This is a genomic window from Citrobacter sp. Colony219 (assembly GCF_019382635.1).
Lineage (GTDB): Bacteria > Pseudomonadota > Gammaproteobacteria > Enterobacterales > Enterobacteriaceae > Citrobacter > Citrobacter youngae.
The window spans coordinates 432,472-448,627 of the sequence record NZ_CP080033.1; the positions used below are offsets into that span (position 1 = coordinate 432,472).

The 16,156-nt window shown below is 52.4% G+C and carries 17 protein-coding genes; 6 read left to right on the forward strand and 11 right to left on the reverse strand.

Annotation, left to right across the window (positions count from 1 at the left end):
• Positions 1 to 69 precede the first annotated feature (69 nt).
• The 8 genes from ompL to yihU form a co-directional block, all read right to left on the reverse strand.
• On the reverse strand, positions 70 to 762 hold the full coding sequence (gene ompL, locus JTI85_RS01920) for a porin OmpL (protein ID WP_048214041.1): 693 nt from the start codon (positions 760 to 762) through the stop codon (positions 70 to 72).
• Positions 763 to 828: 66 nt separating this feature from the next.
• A complete protein-coding gene (locus JTI85_RS01925; RefSeq protein ID WP_119922274.1) occupies positions 829 to 2,250 on the reverse strand; it encodes an MFS transporter in 1,422 nt (473 codons plus the stop codon).
• A gap of 46 nt (positions 2,251 to 2,296) precedes the next feature.
• Complete coding sequence (locus JTI85_RS01930; protein WP_003028647.1) at positions 2,297 to 3,679, reverse strand: MFS transporter; 1,383 nt, start codon at positions 3,677 to 3,679, stop codon at positions 2,297 to 2,299.
• 45 nt (positions 3,680 to 3,724) lie between these two features.
• Positions 3,725 to 5,761 (reverse strand): alpha-glucosidase, encoded by a 2,037-nt coding sequence (locus JTI85_RS01935; RefSeq protein WP_219352033.1) that lies wholly within the window; start codon positions 5,759 to 5,761, stop codon positions 3,725 to 3,727.
• A 48-nt stretch (positions 5,762 to 5,809) separates the two neighbouring features.
• Entirely contained in the window at positions 5,810 to 6,652 is an 843-nt protein-coding gene (locus JTI85_RS01940; protein WP_219352034.1) for an aldose-1-epimerase, read from the reverse strand.
• Between the two features lie 18 nt (positions 6,653 to 6,670).
• Positions 6,671 to 7,912, reverse strand: coding sequence for a sulfoquinovose isomerase (gene yihS, locus JTI85_RS01945; protein ID WP_003028654.1), 1,242 nt, complete (start codon positions 7,910 to 7,912; stop codon positions 6,671 to 6,673).
• Positions 7,913 to 7,926: 14 nt separating this feature from the next.
• Entirely contained in the window at positions 7,927 to 8,802 is an 876-nt protein-coding gene (gene yihT, locus JTI85_RS01950) for a sulfofructosephosphate aldolase (RefSeq protein ID WP_219352035.1), read from the reverse strand.
• Positions 8,803 to 8,812: 10 nt separating this feature from the next.
• Entirely contained in the window at positions 8,813 to 9,709 is an 897-nt protein-coding gene (gene yihU, locus JTI85_RS01955) for a sulfolactaldehyde 3-reductase (RefSeq protein ID WP_115601214.1), read from the reverse strand.
• 166 nt (positions 9,710 to 9,875) lie between these two features.
• Between yihU and JTI85_RS01960 the strand changes: the two genes are divergently transcribed.
• The 6 genes from JTI85_RS01960 (at position 9,876) to fabY (ending at position 14,600) form a co-directional block, all read left to right on the forward strand.
• A complete protein-coding gene (locus tag JTI85_RS01960; RefSeq protein ID WP_199954835.1) occupies positions 9,876 to 10,772 on the forward strand; it encodes a sugar kinase in 897 nt (298 codons plus the stop codon).
• A gap of 33 nt (positions 10,773 to 10,805) precedes the next feature.
• Entirely contained in the window at positions 10,806 to 11,609 is an 804-nt protein-coding gene (locus JTI85_RS01965; protein WP_003847907.1) for a DeoR/GlpR family DNA-binding transcription regulator, read from the forward strand.
• 105 nt (positions 11,610 to 11,714) lie between these two features.
• The gene (yihX, locus tag JTI85_RS01970; RefSeq protein WP_101741977.1) at positions 11,715 to 12,314 is read left to right on the forward strand and encodes a glucose-1-phosphatase; all 600 of its coding nucleotides are present in this window, start codon (positions 11,715 to 11,717) and stop codon (positions 12,312 to 12,314) included.
• The gene (locus tag JTI85_RS01975) at positions 12,308 to 13,180 is read left to right on the forward strand and encodes a virulence factor BrkB family protein (RefSeq protein WP_219352036.1); all 873 of its coding nucleotides are present in this window, start codon (positions 12,308 to 12,310) and stop codon (positions 13,178 to 13,180) included. Before yihX ends, JTI85_RS01975 begins: the two co-directional genes overlap by 7 nt.
• On the forward strand, positions 13,177 to 13,614 hold the full coding sequence (dtd, locus tag JTI85_RS01980; RefSeq protein WP_003028671.1) for a D-aminoacyl-tRNA deacylase: 438 nt from the start codon (positions 13,177 to 13,179) through the stop codon (positions 13,612 to 13,614). Before JTI85_RS01975 ends, dtd begins: the two co-directional genes overlap by 4 nt.
• A 44-nt stretch (positions 13,615 to 13,658) precedes the next feature.
• Positions 13,659 to 14,600 carry a fatty acid biosynthesis protein FabY gene (gene fabY / locus JTI85_RS01985; RefSeq protein WP_048214031.1) on the forward strand — a complete coding sequence of 314 codons (942 nt, stop codon included), beginning with the start codon at positions 13,659 to 13,661 and terminating at the stop codon, positions 14,598 to 14,600.
• 11 nt (positions 14,601 to 14,611) lie between these two features.
• Here fabY and JTI85_RS01990 read toward each other — a convergent pair whose 3' ends face one another.
• From JTI85_RS01990 to JTI85_RS02000, 3 genes are all read right to left on the reverse strand, one after another.
• Entirely contained in the window at positions 14,612 to 15,058 is a 447-nt protein-coding gene (locus JTI85_RS01990; RefSeq protein ID WP_048214030.1) for a type II toxin-antitoxin system HigA family antitoxin, read from the reverse strand.
• Positions 15,055 to 15,366 (reverse strand): type II toxin-antitoxin system HigB family toxin, encoded by a 312-nt coding sequence (locus tag JTI85_RS01995; protein ID WP_048214029.1) that lies wholly within the window; start codon positions 15,364 to 15,366, stop codon positions 15,055 to 15,057. The genes JTI85_RS01990 and JTI85_RS01995 overlap by 4 nt, the downstream gene beginning before the upstream one ends.
• Before the next feature lie 85 nt (positions 15,367 to 15,451).
• On the reverse strand, positions 15,452 to 16,156 hold a 705-nt coding region (locus JTI85_RS02000; RefSeq protein WP_255575029.1), incomplete at its 5' end, for an alpha/beta hydrolase.

The window sequence follows — 16,156 nt, forward strand, 5'->3', positions numbered from 1 at the left end:
TAACGCTCTTTCTCAGGTAAGTATAAAAAAGCCGCTGATTATCAGCGGCTTTTTTTATCATCAGCAGCATCAGAAGAAATACTTTGCCCCAACACGAATCTGGTTTTGTTCGCGATGATAGGGTTCAACATTGCGATCTAACCAGCGTAATTCCAGGTAGGGCAACCAGTGTTCATTGATCCGATACTTAAAGGTATTGGTAATTTCCCAGTGATGATCTTTTCCGTTGCTGCTATTGAAGTCATTGACTCGCATAAAATAGTGCGGTTCAAAGGTATAGGAAAATTTATCGGTAATGGCAAAGTTCCAGTAGTTACCTATTTCATAGGTATCATTATTATCCAGGTCGCCGTTCAGGTCGGTTGAACTGTAGTTATTATGGTTATATCGATTACGCACGGTAAGATTAAACCATGGTGTAAATTTATAGTTAACATCAAGATAAACAGCACCGCCAGAACCAATACTCTTATCGTTTATTAGCCCGCCAGGTTGGATTGTTAATTTATCTGTCGGTTTAAATAACGGATACCAGCCCTCTATTTCGTTATAGCCGTGTTTTAGCTCATCCTTGCGTTGCATCGTGTAGGTGTTGGTGAGCATGATGCCCGCACCCATATCAGAGTTATAGCCGACGCGCATCATGACCTCTATTTGATCTGACGCCAGGTTATATGCTTCGCGGTTTTCTACATAGGCTCCAGCGAAAGCAGAGGTTGATACCACAGAGGATAAGAGAATTATTGTCGTTAATTTTTTCATGATAAATCCATTTTTTAAGCGTAGGGAGGCCGCCATCCCTTGAGATGGAATAGGCGGCTATTATTTTTATACGTTTACAGCAGAGGTATTCTTTTTATTGGTAACCGGGTCTGGTTGGATATTATTTTTCTTCCGTTGGCTGATTTCCTCAATAATAAAAGCAAAACGTGTTTCGTTGAGCTTATAAAAGAAGCCCATTGTGAGTGCTGCAATAATTGCAAGCCCGCAAGGCCAGAGAAAGATGAGTTGACGCAAACCGAGCAGGGTAGCATCGCTCTGGGCTATGTTGGGGATATAACCGATTTGCGTCAGCATAATACCCGGCAGGAAGCCTGCGAGCGCCGCGGAAATTTTGCGAGAAAAGGTATAACCCGTATATACCGAGCCTTCCGCACGGATCCCCGTCTTCCATTCGCCATAATCGACCGTATCCGGAACCAGCGCCCAGTTCAGGCTGTTAACAAAAGCGGTTCCGAAGAAGGCCATGCAAGAAAACATCACGAATAAAAATGACGTGCTGCCCCAGAAAAAGTTCAGCACATCGCCGATTGCCCATAGCGCCAGACCGCCGAGGTAAACCTGCTTTTTACCAAAACGTTTTACGGCTGCGGGCACCAGCAGTACCCCAAGCAGAATGCACCCCATGCTGAAGAAACCCATCCACGACAGCAGATGTATATCGTTGAGCACGTACTGGGTGTAATACACCTGAATCGCCAGCTTAATGTTGAATGCTGCCAGCGTGCACAGGTTGGCGACACACAGCACCAGCAGCGGAGGGTTACGGAAAATGGCGCAGAACGATTTGAGAATACTGGGTTTATGGTGATCCGGCACGATTTCGATATAGCGTTCCTTCACACCGCTAAAGCACCACCACATACTGAACAGTCCGCAGACAGAGAAGAGCAGTGCGGCAATCAGATAACCCAGCGAAGGCGAACTGACAAATAGAGCCTGAATTGGCATAAAGCCAACGGTACACAGTAACAGACCTACGGTAGCGCCGCCCTGACGCCAGGCGGCGAGCTGAGCGCGTTCATGTGGATTTTTAGTAATTGCGGGCACCATCGCGCCGTAGGAACAGTTCATCAGGCTATAGAACAGGCCGAACAGCATGAACAACACCGTTGCCAGCCCCGTTTTCACCGTCAGCGTAAAGCCTGTCGCTAAAAACTGCGCGCTGGCGACGACGGCGACAGGAAATGACGCATACAAAATAAAGGGTCTGAATTTCCCCTTTGCGCCAATATTACGCCTTGAGTCCAGCAACACGCCGGTCAGAATATCGGTGAAGGCGGTGAAGAACTTCGCTACTAAAAAGATAATCCCACCGTACCAGGCCGGCATCCCTAGTTCATCGGTATAAAATTTAAGCAGATACAGCGTGCCGATACACAGCATCAAATTTGAGCCGAAGTCACCCACTCCGTAGGCGAATTTTTCACGCAGGCTCAGTTTTAGCGTTAGCGGATCATGAAAAGACATAATCGCTCCTCAATAGCGCCCCGTAGAGCGCTATTCATTATTATTATCAAACGGTTTGTTTACGCGCTTCTATCTCTTCAACGATACGGACATACATCTTCTCGTTAAGGTTGTAGAAACAGCCCATAGCTACAATGGTGATCACCGCTAACGCGCAGGGATAAATAAAGATCAGCTGACGCAATCCTTCGACCGTACTGGCAGATTGCACCACGTTGGGGACATAGCCGATTTGCGTTAGCATCCAGCCGGGGAAGAATCCCGCCAGCGCTTGTGACACTTTACGAAAGAAAGTGAAGCCGGTGTATACCGTTCCTTCCGAACGAACGCCGGTACGCCATTCGCCATATTCCACCGTGTCGGAGACCAGCGCCCAGTTCAGGCTGTTGACGAATGCTGAGCCGAAGAATGCCAGACAGGAGAAGGCGACAAAGCTGACTGAGCCGCCGCCAAAGAAGTAGTTCAGCAGATCGCCCGCGACCCAAATCAACAAACCGCCGATGTAGACCTTTTTCTTGCCGAAACGTCTGACCATTCCCGGCATCAAGAAGACACCGATGAAGATACAGCCCATGCTGAAAAAGCCCATCCACGAAAGGAGGATCGGGTCGTTCAGTACGTACTGGGTGTAATAGACCTGAATCGCCAGCTTGACGTTAAACGCGCCAAGTGTGCAAAGGTTGGCAACGCACAGAATAAACAGCGGGCGGTTACCTGCGATGGCGCGGAAGGATTGCAGCAATCCCGGTTTTTGCGCGGCATCAACGGGTTTCACTTCTACGTAGCGTTCTTTTACCCCGGCATAGCACAGCCACATGAACAGCAGGCCGAACAGAGAGAACAAGGTGGCGGCGAAGATATAGCCCAACTGAGAGTTGCCTTCGATCAGGTTCATTACTGGAACAAAGCCGACGGTGCACAGCAGCAAGCCAAGAGTGGCTCCGCCCTGTCGCCAGGCTGCCAGCGAGGCGCGTTCGTCCGGGTTTTTGGTGATTGCGGGGACCATCGCACCGTAAGAGCAGTTCATCATACTGAAGAACAGTCCGTACAGCATAAACAGTACCGTTGCCATCACCGTTTTACCGGTGACTTCAAATGGTGTACCGACAAAGTTCGCAATCGCCAGCAGCGTCACTGGAAATGCGGCATACAGAACGAATGGGCGGAATTTGCCTTTCGGGCCGATTTTGCGGCGCGAGTCGAGCATAATCCCAGTCCCCATATCGGTAAACGCGGTAAAAAACTTGGCGATAAGGAAAATGATACCGCCATAAGTTCCAGGTAAACCAAGAACATCGGTATAAAACTTGAGTAAATAGAGCGTACCTATGTCCAGCAGGATATTGGAACCTAAATCACCCATCCCATAGGCGAGTTTTTCTTTGAACGGCAAGCGTAGGGTTGCCGGATTAGAAGAGGTCTGACTCATTATTATTCTCCATGTGCCCGCGAGTTTCCCCGCGGGCGAGCCGTATTAGATGTTGCGTAAAGTGGCAAACAGTGACGCCCATTCACTCTTCGCGCGATAAAACACCGGAGGCTTGCCAATAGGCGCATCCACGGTAATTTCACCGCCCTGGTAAGTTTCCCCGGTCCAGACATTTATCCAGCTATCTTCCGGCAGATACAGGGTCCAGTCGGACTTGCCTTGTTCGTGAACCGGCGCAACCAGCAGATCTTGTCCCAGCAGATACTGATATTTCAGGGTATAGGTCCGCGCATCGTCTTCGTAATGCAGGAACAGCGGGCGCATCACCGGCAGACCGGTAGCGCTGTTTTGCGCGACGGCCTGTTTGAGATACGGTTTCAGGGTGGTAAACACGGTGGTCATTCGTGCAAAGTGGGCGATGGTTTCAGCATCACCATCAAACTGCCAGTTATCGCCTGGGCGGTTACCTTCGTGGGTGCGCATCATCGGCGTGAAGGCGCTGAAGTCACACCAGCGCAGCAGCAGTTCTTTGCTGCGTTTCATGTCAAACAGGGTGGTGTAGCCGCCGATATCGCTGTGGTGCAGACCGTGACCGGTCATCGCCAGCGACAGCGCCGCGGGAACGACGGAAGCCAGACCGTCGTCAAGGCTCCAGTCCACGTTCTGATCGCCCGCCCACATCATGGTGGAGTATTTCTGGCTACCGGTGTAACCCGCACGCATAAAGAACAGGATCTCGCCGAGTTTGCCGGTCTCCTGTAGCGCTTCGTAGTTACATTTCGCCCACAGTGCGGGCCAGGCGTTGTGCATGATCTCGGCGCTGACGCCGTTGTGCAGATACGTATCTGTCGGCAGGTATTCGCCAAAATCCGCCATCCAGCCGCCGCAGCCCAGTTCGATCATGTTTTTCTTGATGACCTCTTTGAACCAGTCGTAGGCTTCCGGGTTGGTCAGATCGACCACGCCGCCGTAAAACTCGCCAAACTCTACGAGGTAATCGCCGCCGGATGCATCTTTCGCCAGATAACCGTGTTTGGCCGCTTCGGCACAGAGATCTTTATCGCTGGCAACATACGGGTTGATGTAGGAGAGGAACTGCACGCCTTCTTCTTTCCACTGCTTAATACGGCTATCCAACTGCGGATAATTGTCGCTGTTCCATTTCCAGTTCCACATCACGCGCTTGCCAAAGGAGGTCATACGGATGCCAGACCAGTCCTGCGCCCAGATGCCGTTTACTTTCACGCCTGCGTTACGCATGGTGTCCAGTTTGCTCTGGCAAACCTCAGTACCGCCCTGAATACCGAGCGTGACGCCATCGTAGATCCAGTCCGGCAGCTCCGGCTGGCGTCCTAACAGTGCAGTCAATTTTTCCAGCAGAGAGATGTAGGTATCAGCGCATTCAAAACGCAGGGTGGTTTTGTCCTCCCACAGCGCCAGTTCGTGATACTCCGGCGCGCTGAAGTCGAAATTCATATAGCAACTGTTATCAACGTGGCAGTAGTACTTCTGCGTGCTGACGAAGGTCGGTTGCGGGAAGAAGGTCCAGTAGTAGTCGCCGCCGGCGTTCTCTTTACAGTCGGCTTGCCAGGTGACATAGCTGTTTTTGTTTCGGCCCACGCCCTGTTCGCTGGTCCACAGCGGGAAAGGTTTACCGCGTAAGTCGAAGTAAGAGAACTGTTCGCCGCAGCCGTAGATATGATCGTCTGGATTAGCGGCCAGTCGCAGCCAAATGCGGTTATGGTTGAGATCGCCGTTGTGCAGATCCAGCTTCAGGCGACCTTGTTCATCGGTAGAAATATGCAGCGTGGCGTTGATGGTCTCACCGCGGCTGAAATGCACCCGCCAGCCGTCAGGCGACTCGCTGACCGTGGCGTCGGTCAGGGCAATTTTCTCATTGAGCTTGTCTTTAATGCTGAAGTTGCCGCGAAACATGTCAATGTCGGCAACACCAGCGCCGATCCACAGGCAGGGGTTTTCTGTGCTGTGGCGTAAAATCAGGCGCTGGTGGTACGTTAAAGCAAATCCATCAGGTAATGATGTGAGTTCTAAGGCGGTTGACCGTTGTTGTAGCGAATTCATTATTGTCTCCGTAAAAATAGGGTAATTCGGTAATTTGTCGGAAATCTGTTATTCACTGCCGATTAAAAAATGCATCTGATGTTGTTCTCCGGGCGCGAGATGAATCAGGCTAATTCCGGAGTTAAAGGCGTCTGGCGGGCAGGTCATCGGTTCAACCGCCAGGCCACGCCGTGCTAATTTTTCGCCGGTATACACTTGCAACCAGGGCTGGTGGCTGCGTAAAAAAGTGGACATGTTTTGCGATGGGCTGGTCATCCTGACTTCCCACTCAGCGTCAGGTGGCAGAGTCCTGAACGTATGATCGATAGCGGTCTGCGCAATGCGTTGCGGCGTGGTGAAATATCGTTCATCACATGTTTCTTCACTCACCGGGAGTGTTAATTCACAGTCATCAATGGGTTGCAGATTGCAGGTCAAGTAGGGATGTGCTCCCGCGCCATACGGCGCGATTTCGTCACCCACATTCTGTGTGCGGATAAAAACGTGCAGTCCACGGGTTGCCTCCAGTCGGTAAATCACCTCTGAAACCAGCGCAAAGGGATAACCATAAGAAGGCGGCAGAAAAATCGTCAGCGACACTTCCGATGCCGACTGCTGGGTAATCTGCCAGTCCCGCCAGGCCAGTAACCCATGAATGGCGGTATGTGAAACTGAGTCGTTAACGGCAAGCTGGTAATCCTTGCCGTTATAGTGATAGCTGCCGTCTACAACGCGGTTTGGCCAGGGGATTAACACTTTCCCCAAGTGTGCCAGCGGCATTTCTTCCGGTTTGTGGGGAATAACGATATGACGCCCACGGTGCGTCAATTCCGCTAGCCCAGCGCCAACCGTGACGATTTTCGCCTGATAGTGTCCGGCCTGAAGATGAATGGTTTTTCCACCGCTATGCATGGCAGCCCACCTTGTTACTTATTTAGCGTTGATATCCAGCAGACCGGCGGCAACAGCCGGAGCAAGGCCCGGAGCCAGCGGCAGACGCGGGATCACCAGGCAGTGCAGCAGGTGATAAATGTCCTGCTTGCCGTCCCAGACTTTGGTGGTCACCTTGTTATCGGTGTCCAGCTCCTGCCACCATGAACCGGTCTCGTAATCCATCAGGTAGGTGATGCAGTAATCCCACCATTTCTGGTACCAGGCTTCGTACTGGCTGTCGCCTGTGAGGGTGTACAGGGCGTAGGCGGTGCCCATCGCTTCGACTATCGGCCAACGCACTCTTTCGCGAACGATCGGTTTGCCGTCCCAATCCACCGAATAGACAAAACCGTCTGCGCCGTCCGGTGCCCAGGCGTCGCGGATAGTGGCGTGGAAAAGTCCTTTTGCATCTTCCAGCAGCCAGGCAGGCGGCGTTTCGAAGCGAGCTTCCAGCGCGGCATGTAGATGCAGCATCAGGCGGCCCCACTCGATCCAGTGACCCGGCGTGCCACCGTAGGCGCGAAAACGGTGAGCTGGGTTGTCCTTGTTGTAATCGCGGATTGGATTCCACTGTGAATCGAAGTGTTCATTGACGCGGTACTCCCCGCTACGGGCCACATCGTGAATAATCACCGAAGCGATACGCAGTGCGCGATCGAGCCATTTACGGTCATGAGTCACGTCATACACGATCAGGAAAGCTTCGACCGCGTGCATGTTAGCGTTGCCGCCGCGATAATCTTCTGTCTGGCTGAAGGCTTCGTCCCAGGACTCCAGGCACATTTGTTCGTCTTCGCTCCAGAAGTACTTCTCAATCACCTCGATGGCGTCATCCAGCAATTTTCTGGCCTGTGGATGACCGGTAGTGACCGCGCTTGCCGCGCCAAGTAAAACGAAGAAATGCTGATAGCCCTGCTTGGAGGCATCCATCACGCCTTCGTCATTGACGCAGGCGTACCAACCGCCGTAGCGTGTGTCGCGTAGCGCGCCGTTCAGCGCCTTAATGCCGTGGTCGACGAGTTGATATGCACCTGGGCGACCCATGGAGGCGGCAACGGAATAGACGTGCAGCATGCGGGCGGTGATCCACAGATGTGTTCCCATATCCGCTCTGACCTGACCACTGTTTCCTAACCAACCAAACCCGGTGGGCACCGCCGCGTTCTTACCAAAGTTAAAGATGCGATCGGTTTCTTGTTCCAGCCAGCGGTTGTGGCTTAGGGTGTTAAACCATTTCATGCTTTGATCCTCTATTAGCGGCGGGCCATCATTTCGTCGACGATATCGCCCAGACGCTGCAACTTCGGTGCGGAAACATCACGCAACATCAGTTCGGTATCCGGCAGGCCCACAACGGATGACCAGACCGCACGCCCGGCCAGGAAGCCGGATGCGCCTGCGGTCATTGCTACGCTGACCGCGCGTGGGAACAGTTTTTCATCCACACCAGAGGAGAGAATGACCCACGGTATGTTGATGTTTTCATTCAGGCGCTGAGAGGCGCTAAGCAATTCCTGTTGGGTTCCTTTGCCGTACAGCGGCATTTCGACCTTGTAGAGATCGGCACCGCTATCGCCCAGCTCTTTTGCGGCATCGATGATGGCCTGTTCGCGATCGAACTTATCGCCACGACGCGGTGGGCGAACAACCGGCTCGATGATGCTCAGCAGCCCATTGGAATGGCATAGCTCATTGAATTCTTTCACCATGTCCAGACGCTGTTGGGCATCTTCATCGCTACGCCACAGCACCAGCAGTTTGAGAGCCTTGGCACCATCTTGCTTCACAGCCTGCGGGTTGATTTTTTTATCAATCACTACGCTATCGACCGGAATTCCGTTACCCGGAATAAACTCATCAGCGGCCACAATCATGGCGCAGCTTTTGGCTACCGCGTTTTGCTCTACAACCTGGCGGTAGCAGAACTGCTGATCGACCAGAATGGCGGAGGCATAGGGGGACAGGATTTTTGCCGCATTGACTTTGAAATCGGTCAGCACGCTGTCATTGACCGGGGATTTTGCGCCTGCTGCGGCAAACATTAAGCGCATGGCTTCGCGCTGATCGACTGCCAGCATGGCAAAACCGCCGGAAGCTCGGGTGATATCTTTCAGGGTGTACTTCGTCATTGTTCAGTCCTTACTTATCTGTGTGTTTATTTAGCCCGGCGGATGCGCGAACCTGTTCAAGAATGGCCGTCCAGTCTTCCCGGCCACGGCCAGCGGCGCGTGCCTGGTTATAGACTTCGCGGGATGCGGCGCCGAGCGGCATCGGCACATGTAGTTGGTTGGCAACGTCCAGCGCGATGCCAAGATCCTTGTGAGCTAAATCGATCATGAAGGCCGGGGAAAGATCGCCTTTCAGCACTTTGTTCGGCCATGATGTAGTGAAGTGACCTTTCCCGGCGGGAGTGCCGCTCATGACTTGCAAGGCCACATCGAAGGAGAGGCCGAGCGCTTCGCACAACACGGCGGCTTCGGCAGACAGGGCGTTTAACGCGATGCTCATGTAGTTATTGATGAGCTTGACGCGAATGCCCATACCGGGACCGCCTGCGTTGATCAATTCATTACCCATCGCCATCAGAACCGGTGTGGCGCGTTCTACCTGCTGTGCCGTTCCACCTGCCAGCAGCAACAGCGTTCCTGCGATAGCGTGATCGGAGGTACGTCCAACCGGGCAATCCATCATGTCGAAGCCTTTGTCACGCATATCGGCGATCAGTTTGTCGGTTTGCAGTGGGTGAATAGTCGACATATCAATCACTAATGCCTGCGGGGAGAGGTTTTCGCAGATACCCTGCTCACCGAACAGTACGCTGCGCACCAGATCGCCGTTTGGCAGCATTGTGATAACAAATTCTGCCCCTTTTGCTGCCTGAGCCGGGCTGTTGGCAGGTTGGGCTCCTTTTTCCACCAGGCGCTGAACGGCATCCGGGTTAACGTCAAAGACGCTGAGTTGATGACCCTGCTTCAGCAAGTTGCTCGCCATGGGTGAACCCATCTGACCTAATCCGATAAATGCTATAACTGCCATAACGTTCTCCTGAGACGTGGATGTCATTTTTTGTCATTTAAGGTCGTTTGCTTTTGTCTGTTTTTGATCGTATTTGTAATTTATGGTCAAAAAATTGACAGCCGTCACTTTTTAAACATTTTGTGAAATTAAAATGATCCCATCTTGAAACGCCTAAGGAATGACCATGATTCGTGTTGCTTGTGTGGGTATTACCGTGATGGATCGCATCTATTACGTAGAAGGTTTACCGACTGAAGGAGGTAAATATGTGGCGAAGCGCTATACCGAAGTGGGCGGCGGGCCTGCTGCAACGGCCGCAGTGGCTGCAGCGAAGCTGGGCGCGCAGGTGGACTTTATTGGCCGTGTGGGCGATGACGACACCGGAAACAGCCTGCTGGCGGAGCTGGAATCCCTGGGGGTAAACACCCGCTACACCCGGCGCTATGCGGGGGCAAAGTCTTCACAATCGGCGATTATGGTGGATGCGCAAGGGGAGCGTATTATCGTTAACTACCCCAGCCCGGACTTACTGCATGACGCTGACTGGCTTAACGAGATCGATTTTTCGCAGTGGGATGTGGTTCTGGCGGATGTTCGCTGGCACGAAGGCGCCAGGCAGGCGTTCACGCTGGCGCGTCGGGCGGGAGTGATGACGGTACTGGATGGTGACGTCACGCCACAAGATATCAGTGAGCTGGTGGCGTTGAGCGATCATGCGGCGTTCTCTGAACCGGGTCTGGCGCGTTTAACCGGGATAACCGATCCTGTCGTTGGACTAAAAAAATCACAAACGCTCACAAATGGTCATGTTTATGTGACGCGTGGCAGTGAGGGCTGTGACTGGATAAAAAATAATATGTTGCAGCATCAATCTGGATTTAAAGTCGACGTAGTGGATACTACGGGGGCCGGAGACGTTTTCCACGGTGCGCTTGCATTCAGCCTGGCGGGTGGTGATGCCCCGGAAGACGCGGTCAGGTTCGCCAGTGGGGTTGCTGCGCTAAAATGCACGCGTCCGGGAGGAAGGGCTGGAATCCCTGACTGTGATCAAACCCGATCTTTTCTGTCACTTTTTGTATAAAATGCCAGGGCAATGGTTTTTCGAGGAAATTTCATGAGTCTTACCGAACTGACCGGTAACCCGCGGCACGATCAGCTGTTGATGCTGATTAGCGAGCGCGGTTATATGAATATCGACGAGCTGGCCAGCCTGCTGGACGTGTCCACGCAGACCGTGCGTCGTGATATTCGTAAACTCAGCGAGCAGGGATTAATTACGCGTCATCATGGTGGGGCGGGCAGAGCCTCCAGCGTGGTGAATACGGCGTTTGAGCAGCGTGAAGTCTCGTGGACGGAAGAGAAGAAAGCCATCGCGGAGGCGGTGGCTGACTATATTCCTGACGGTTCGACGGTGTTTATTACCATAGGCACCACCGTGGAGCAGGTGGCCCGCGCGCTGTTAAACCATAACCATTTGCGCATCATCACCAACAGCCTGCGCGTGGCGCATATTCTGTATAACAATCCGCGTTTTGAAGTCATGGTGCCGGGGGGAACGTTACGCCCGCACAACAGCGGCATCATTGGTCCTTCTGCTTCGGCATTTGTGGCTGATTTTCGGGCCGACTACCTGGTTACCAGCGTTGGCGCGATTGAAAGTGACGGCGCACTGCTGGAGTTTGATGTTAACGAGGCCAGCGTAGTGAAAACGATGATGTCCCATTCAAGACACATTCTGCTGGCAGCGGATCATACGAAATATACGGCTTCTGCCGCGGTAGAAATTGGTAATGTGTCGCAGGTAACTGCGCTGTTTACTGATGAATACCCAGGTCCGGCATTGCACAATTTACTCCAGTCACAGCAGGTGGAAATTGTGCAGGTGAGTCCTTCACAGGATGATGCTCTGGCCGTGTAATTCTTCCCAATGATGGCCCGATAACTTCGCAGCCATCACTCTCGCATAGTCAAACTTCTCCTTTCCCGCTACAGTTATTCATCCACGGCGAATAAGGAGAAGGGCATGCTCTATATCTTTGATTTGGGTAATGTGATTGTCGATATCGACTTCAACCGCGTGTTGGGCACATGGAGCGATCTAAGTCGTGTACCGTTGGCTTCGCTAAAGCAAAGTTTCACCATGGGGGAGGCTTTTCACCAGCACGAGCGAGGCGAAATAACGGATGAAGCCTTTGCCGAGGCGCTATGTCACGAGATGGCGCTGCCGCTAAGTTACGAGCAGTTCTCTCACGGCTGGCAGGCGGTGTTTGTCGCCTTGCGCCCTGAGGTTATCGACATCATGCATAAGCTGCGTGAGCAGGGGCATCGTGTCGTTGTGTTATCAAATACTAACCGCCTGCACACCACGTTTTGGCCGGATGAATACCCCGAGATCCGTCAGGCTGCTGACCATATTTATCTTTCCCAGGACCTGGGCATGCGTAAACCGGAAGCGCGAATTTACCAGCACGTCCTGCAGTCTGAAGGTTTTTCTGCGCAGGATACGGTCTTTTTTGACGATAACGCCGATAATATTGAAGGGGCTAACCGGTTAGGGATCACCAGTATCCAGGTCGTCGATAAAAAGACGATTCCTGACTATTTCGCGACGTTGTTATGCTAAAAAATGTTCGGCAACAGGCCAGGCATCATACGCGTCCTGTACAAGACTGGTTGAAGCTACTATGGCAGCGGATTGATGAGGACAACATGACGACGCTGGCAGGGAATCTTGCCTACGTTTCATTGCTCTCATTAGTGCCGCTTATTGCCGTCGTATTTGCGCTTTTCGCCGCATTTCCGATGTTTTCCGACGTCAGTGTCCAGCTACGTCATTTTATTTTCGCAAACTTTATCCCGGCGACGGGAGACGTCATTCAACGTTATATCGAACAGTTTGTCGCCAATTCGAACAAAATGACGGCAGTCGGGGCATGCGGGCTGATTGTCACAGCATTATTGCTGATGTATGCCATTGATAACGCGCTGAATACTATCTGGCGCAGCAGGCGCACGCGTCCCAAAGTTTACTCTTTCGCCGTCTACTGGATGATTTTAACGCTGGGGCCGCTGCTGGCGGGAGCCAGTCTGGCGATCAGCTCTTATCTGTTGTCATTGCGCTGGGCCAGCGATCTCAACACGGTGATTGATAACGTCCTGCGTATTTTCCCGCTGGTGCTTTCCTGGCTCTCGTTCTGGCTGCTTTACAGCATTGTACCGACTACGCGCGTCCCTAATCGTGATGCGGTGATTGGCGCTTTTGTGGCCGCCGTGTTGTTCGAAGCCGGGAAGAAAGGATTTGCGCTCTACATCACGATGTTCCCGTCGTATCAGCTCATTTACGGCGTCCTGGCGGTGATCCCCATTTTATTCGTCTGGGTTTACTGGACGTGGTGTATCGTCTTGCTAGGCGCGGAAATAACTGTCACTCTCGGGGAATACCGCAAACTTAAACAAGCCGCAGAACAAGAAGAAGCAGAGCAACCATGATTGCATTAATTCAGCGCGTAACCCGTGCCAGCGTCACCGTGGAGGGCGAGGTGACGGGTGAAATTGGCCCAGGACTTTTGGTCCTGTTAGGTGTCGAAAGGGATGATGACGAACAGAAAGCGAACCGCCTGTGCGAGCGCGTACTCGGCTATCGAATCTTTAGCGATGCCGAAGGCAAAATGAACCTCAACGTGCAGCAGTCAGGCGGCAGCGTGCTGGTGGTTTCACAGTTTACGCTGGCGGCAGATACCGAACGCGGCATGCGCCCGGGGTTTTCGAAAGGCGCAGCACCCGAGCGGGCAGAAGCGCTGTATGAGTACTTTGTTGAGCGTTGCCGCCAACAGGAAATGAATACGCAAACCGGGCGATTCGCTGCTGATATGCAGGTTTCGCTGGTTAATGATGGCCCCGTGACGTTCTGGTTACAAGTATGAACCAGCTACCGGTATGGCCGCGGGTAACAAGAGAGAATACAACTATGTATCACCTTCGAGTACCGCAAACAGAAGAAGAATTGGAGCGCTACTACCAGTTTCGCTGGGAGATGCTGCGTAAACCATTGCACCAGCCAAAAGGCTCCGAACGGGATGCCTGGGACGCGATGGCGCATCACCAGATGGTGGTGGACGAAGAGGGGAATCTGGTTGCGGTAGGGCGTTTGTATATCAATGCGGATAACGAAGCCTCCATACGTTTTATGGCCGTAGACCCCTCCGTGCAAGAGAAAGGGTTGGGCACGCTGATGGCGATGACTCTGGAGTCTGTGGCACGTCAGGAAGGGGTAAAGCGTGTAACCTGTAGCGCCCGTGAAGATGCGGTCGAATTTTTCGCCAAGCTCGGTTTTGTGAGCCAGGGGGAAATCACCACACCGCAAACCACGCCGGTGCGCCACTTTTTGATGATTAAGCCCATTGCGACGCTGGACGATATTCTCCATCGCGGTGACTGGTGCGGACAGCTACAGCAAGCCTGGTACGAACATATTCCATTGAGTGAGAAAATGGGCGTGCGTATTCAGCAGTACACCGGGCAGAAATTTATTACCACGATGCCCGAGACGGGCAATCAGAATCCGCACCACACGCTGTTTGCCGGAAGCCTGTTTTCACTGGCGACGCTAACGGGCTGGGGACTTATCTGGCTGATGCTGCGTGAGCGTCATCTGGGGGGAACGATTATCCTCGCCGACGCGCATATCCGATACAGCAGGCCAATCACCGGGAAACCAACTGCTATTGCCGATCTGGGCTCGCTGAGCGGTGATCTTGATCGTCTGGCAAGAGGCCGCAAGGCGCGCGTGCAGATGCAGGTCGGGGTATTTGGCGATGACACGGCGGGCGTCGTGTTTGAAGGTACTTACATTGTGCTACCCGCAAAACCGTTTGGCGCATATGAAGAGGGCGGTAACGAGGAAGAGTAGGGGGATACCCTCTACTCGATAAATGCATCTGCCGGAAGTTTAAAGCGTTCTGCAAGCGCTTTAATATGGCTTACAGTCAGTGCTCTACGGCCATTTAGGATGTTGCTGACGTTCGATTTAGAACCAAGCTCGTTGGCGAGGTCGGTGGCTTTTAATCCGTACTGATCCATGAGCGTACGCAATACGGAAACGCCAGGGGGAATTTGTTTCAGGTGTTGATTGAGCGCTCTGAATTCTGGTGCATGTTTTTCGTATTCACTGATTCGGGCACTAAGTAATTCAAATAGTGGGTTTTCAAGATCGTCGTGGTCAACCAGAAACTCTACTAGCGCTAGTGCCCTTCGATACTCCGTTTCATTGCGTTCTTCCCCCAAAAGAGGGATCGTTTTTACAGCACAACTGAAGGTATCAACGATCTTTTTTGCGCTGGCTGCGTCCATATGACGATGAGATCTCATTCTTTATGGCCCCGATAATATTCTGTCAGTTTGTCATATTCGGCGTGGAGAACGATATGCTTCACAAATACCTTATGTAACCTGAAATCTATGTAGGCAATGAGTCTCAGGTTGTTACCAGAAACATCAATTACCCACCATTTATTCCTGTACTTAAAATTATCAAGAGAAGGAATATACTGTTTCATCTCTTCAGGGTGATTGAATGTTTTTTTCTCCAAAACATTCAGCAACTCAGAGAGAGCAAGCCCATGGTTTGGATACATGAGCATACCCTCATTGAATGGTTTTCGGCTGATAACATGCACGATGTAGTTCCATTACATAGTTTTCAACCTGAAAACAATCTAACGCAATGCCATCATGTTTTCAAGTTGAAAACAACATTGAATATTAAGAAATTATCTCCGCTGATGGGCTTCTAACACGCCAGGCCACCTCGCGCATTGCGTTTCGCGCTGTCTGGCTTACGCCTCCTAACTGAAAAAATCCGTGGATAACGCCGGGATAGCGCTGACAGGTGCAGTCCACACCTTGCTTCTGGAGCTGGTGAAACAGGGCCTCTCCTTCATCGCACAGTGGGTCAAATTCAGCGGTAATGATGTGCGTGGGCGGCAAGCCGTTGAAGTCTTCACGCCAGAGTGGGCTGACTTCGGGATGCAATGGATCGGTTTTCGGCATATACATTTCGTAGCCCGAAAGCAGCGTGTCGCGAGTGATAATGTAATCCTGTCCATTATGGTCATAGCTCGCAAACCTGGCGGTTGCGTCCAGCATCGGGTAGATCAGCATAAGCTGTGCAGGTTGCCATTGCCTGGCCGCTTTCAGGCGTAGTGCGGTGACCAGCGCCAGGTGCCCGCCCGCGCTGTCGCCAGCAAGGGTTATGCGCTCGCGATCGACTCCCAGTTTCTGGGCATATTTCCAGATGATATTGGCCCCGGTTTCAGCGTCGTTATGTGCTGCCGGGAAAGTATGCTCTGGCGCAAGGCGGTACTGTACTGCAATGACCCTACAGCCGCTGAACCAGGCGAGCTGCCTTAGTTGGTTATCATGCGTAGCAAACCCACCGCTGACAAAACATCCGCCATGATAATAGAT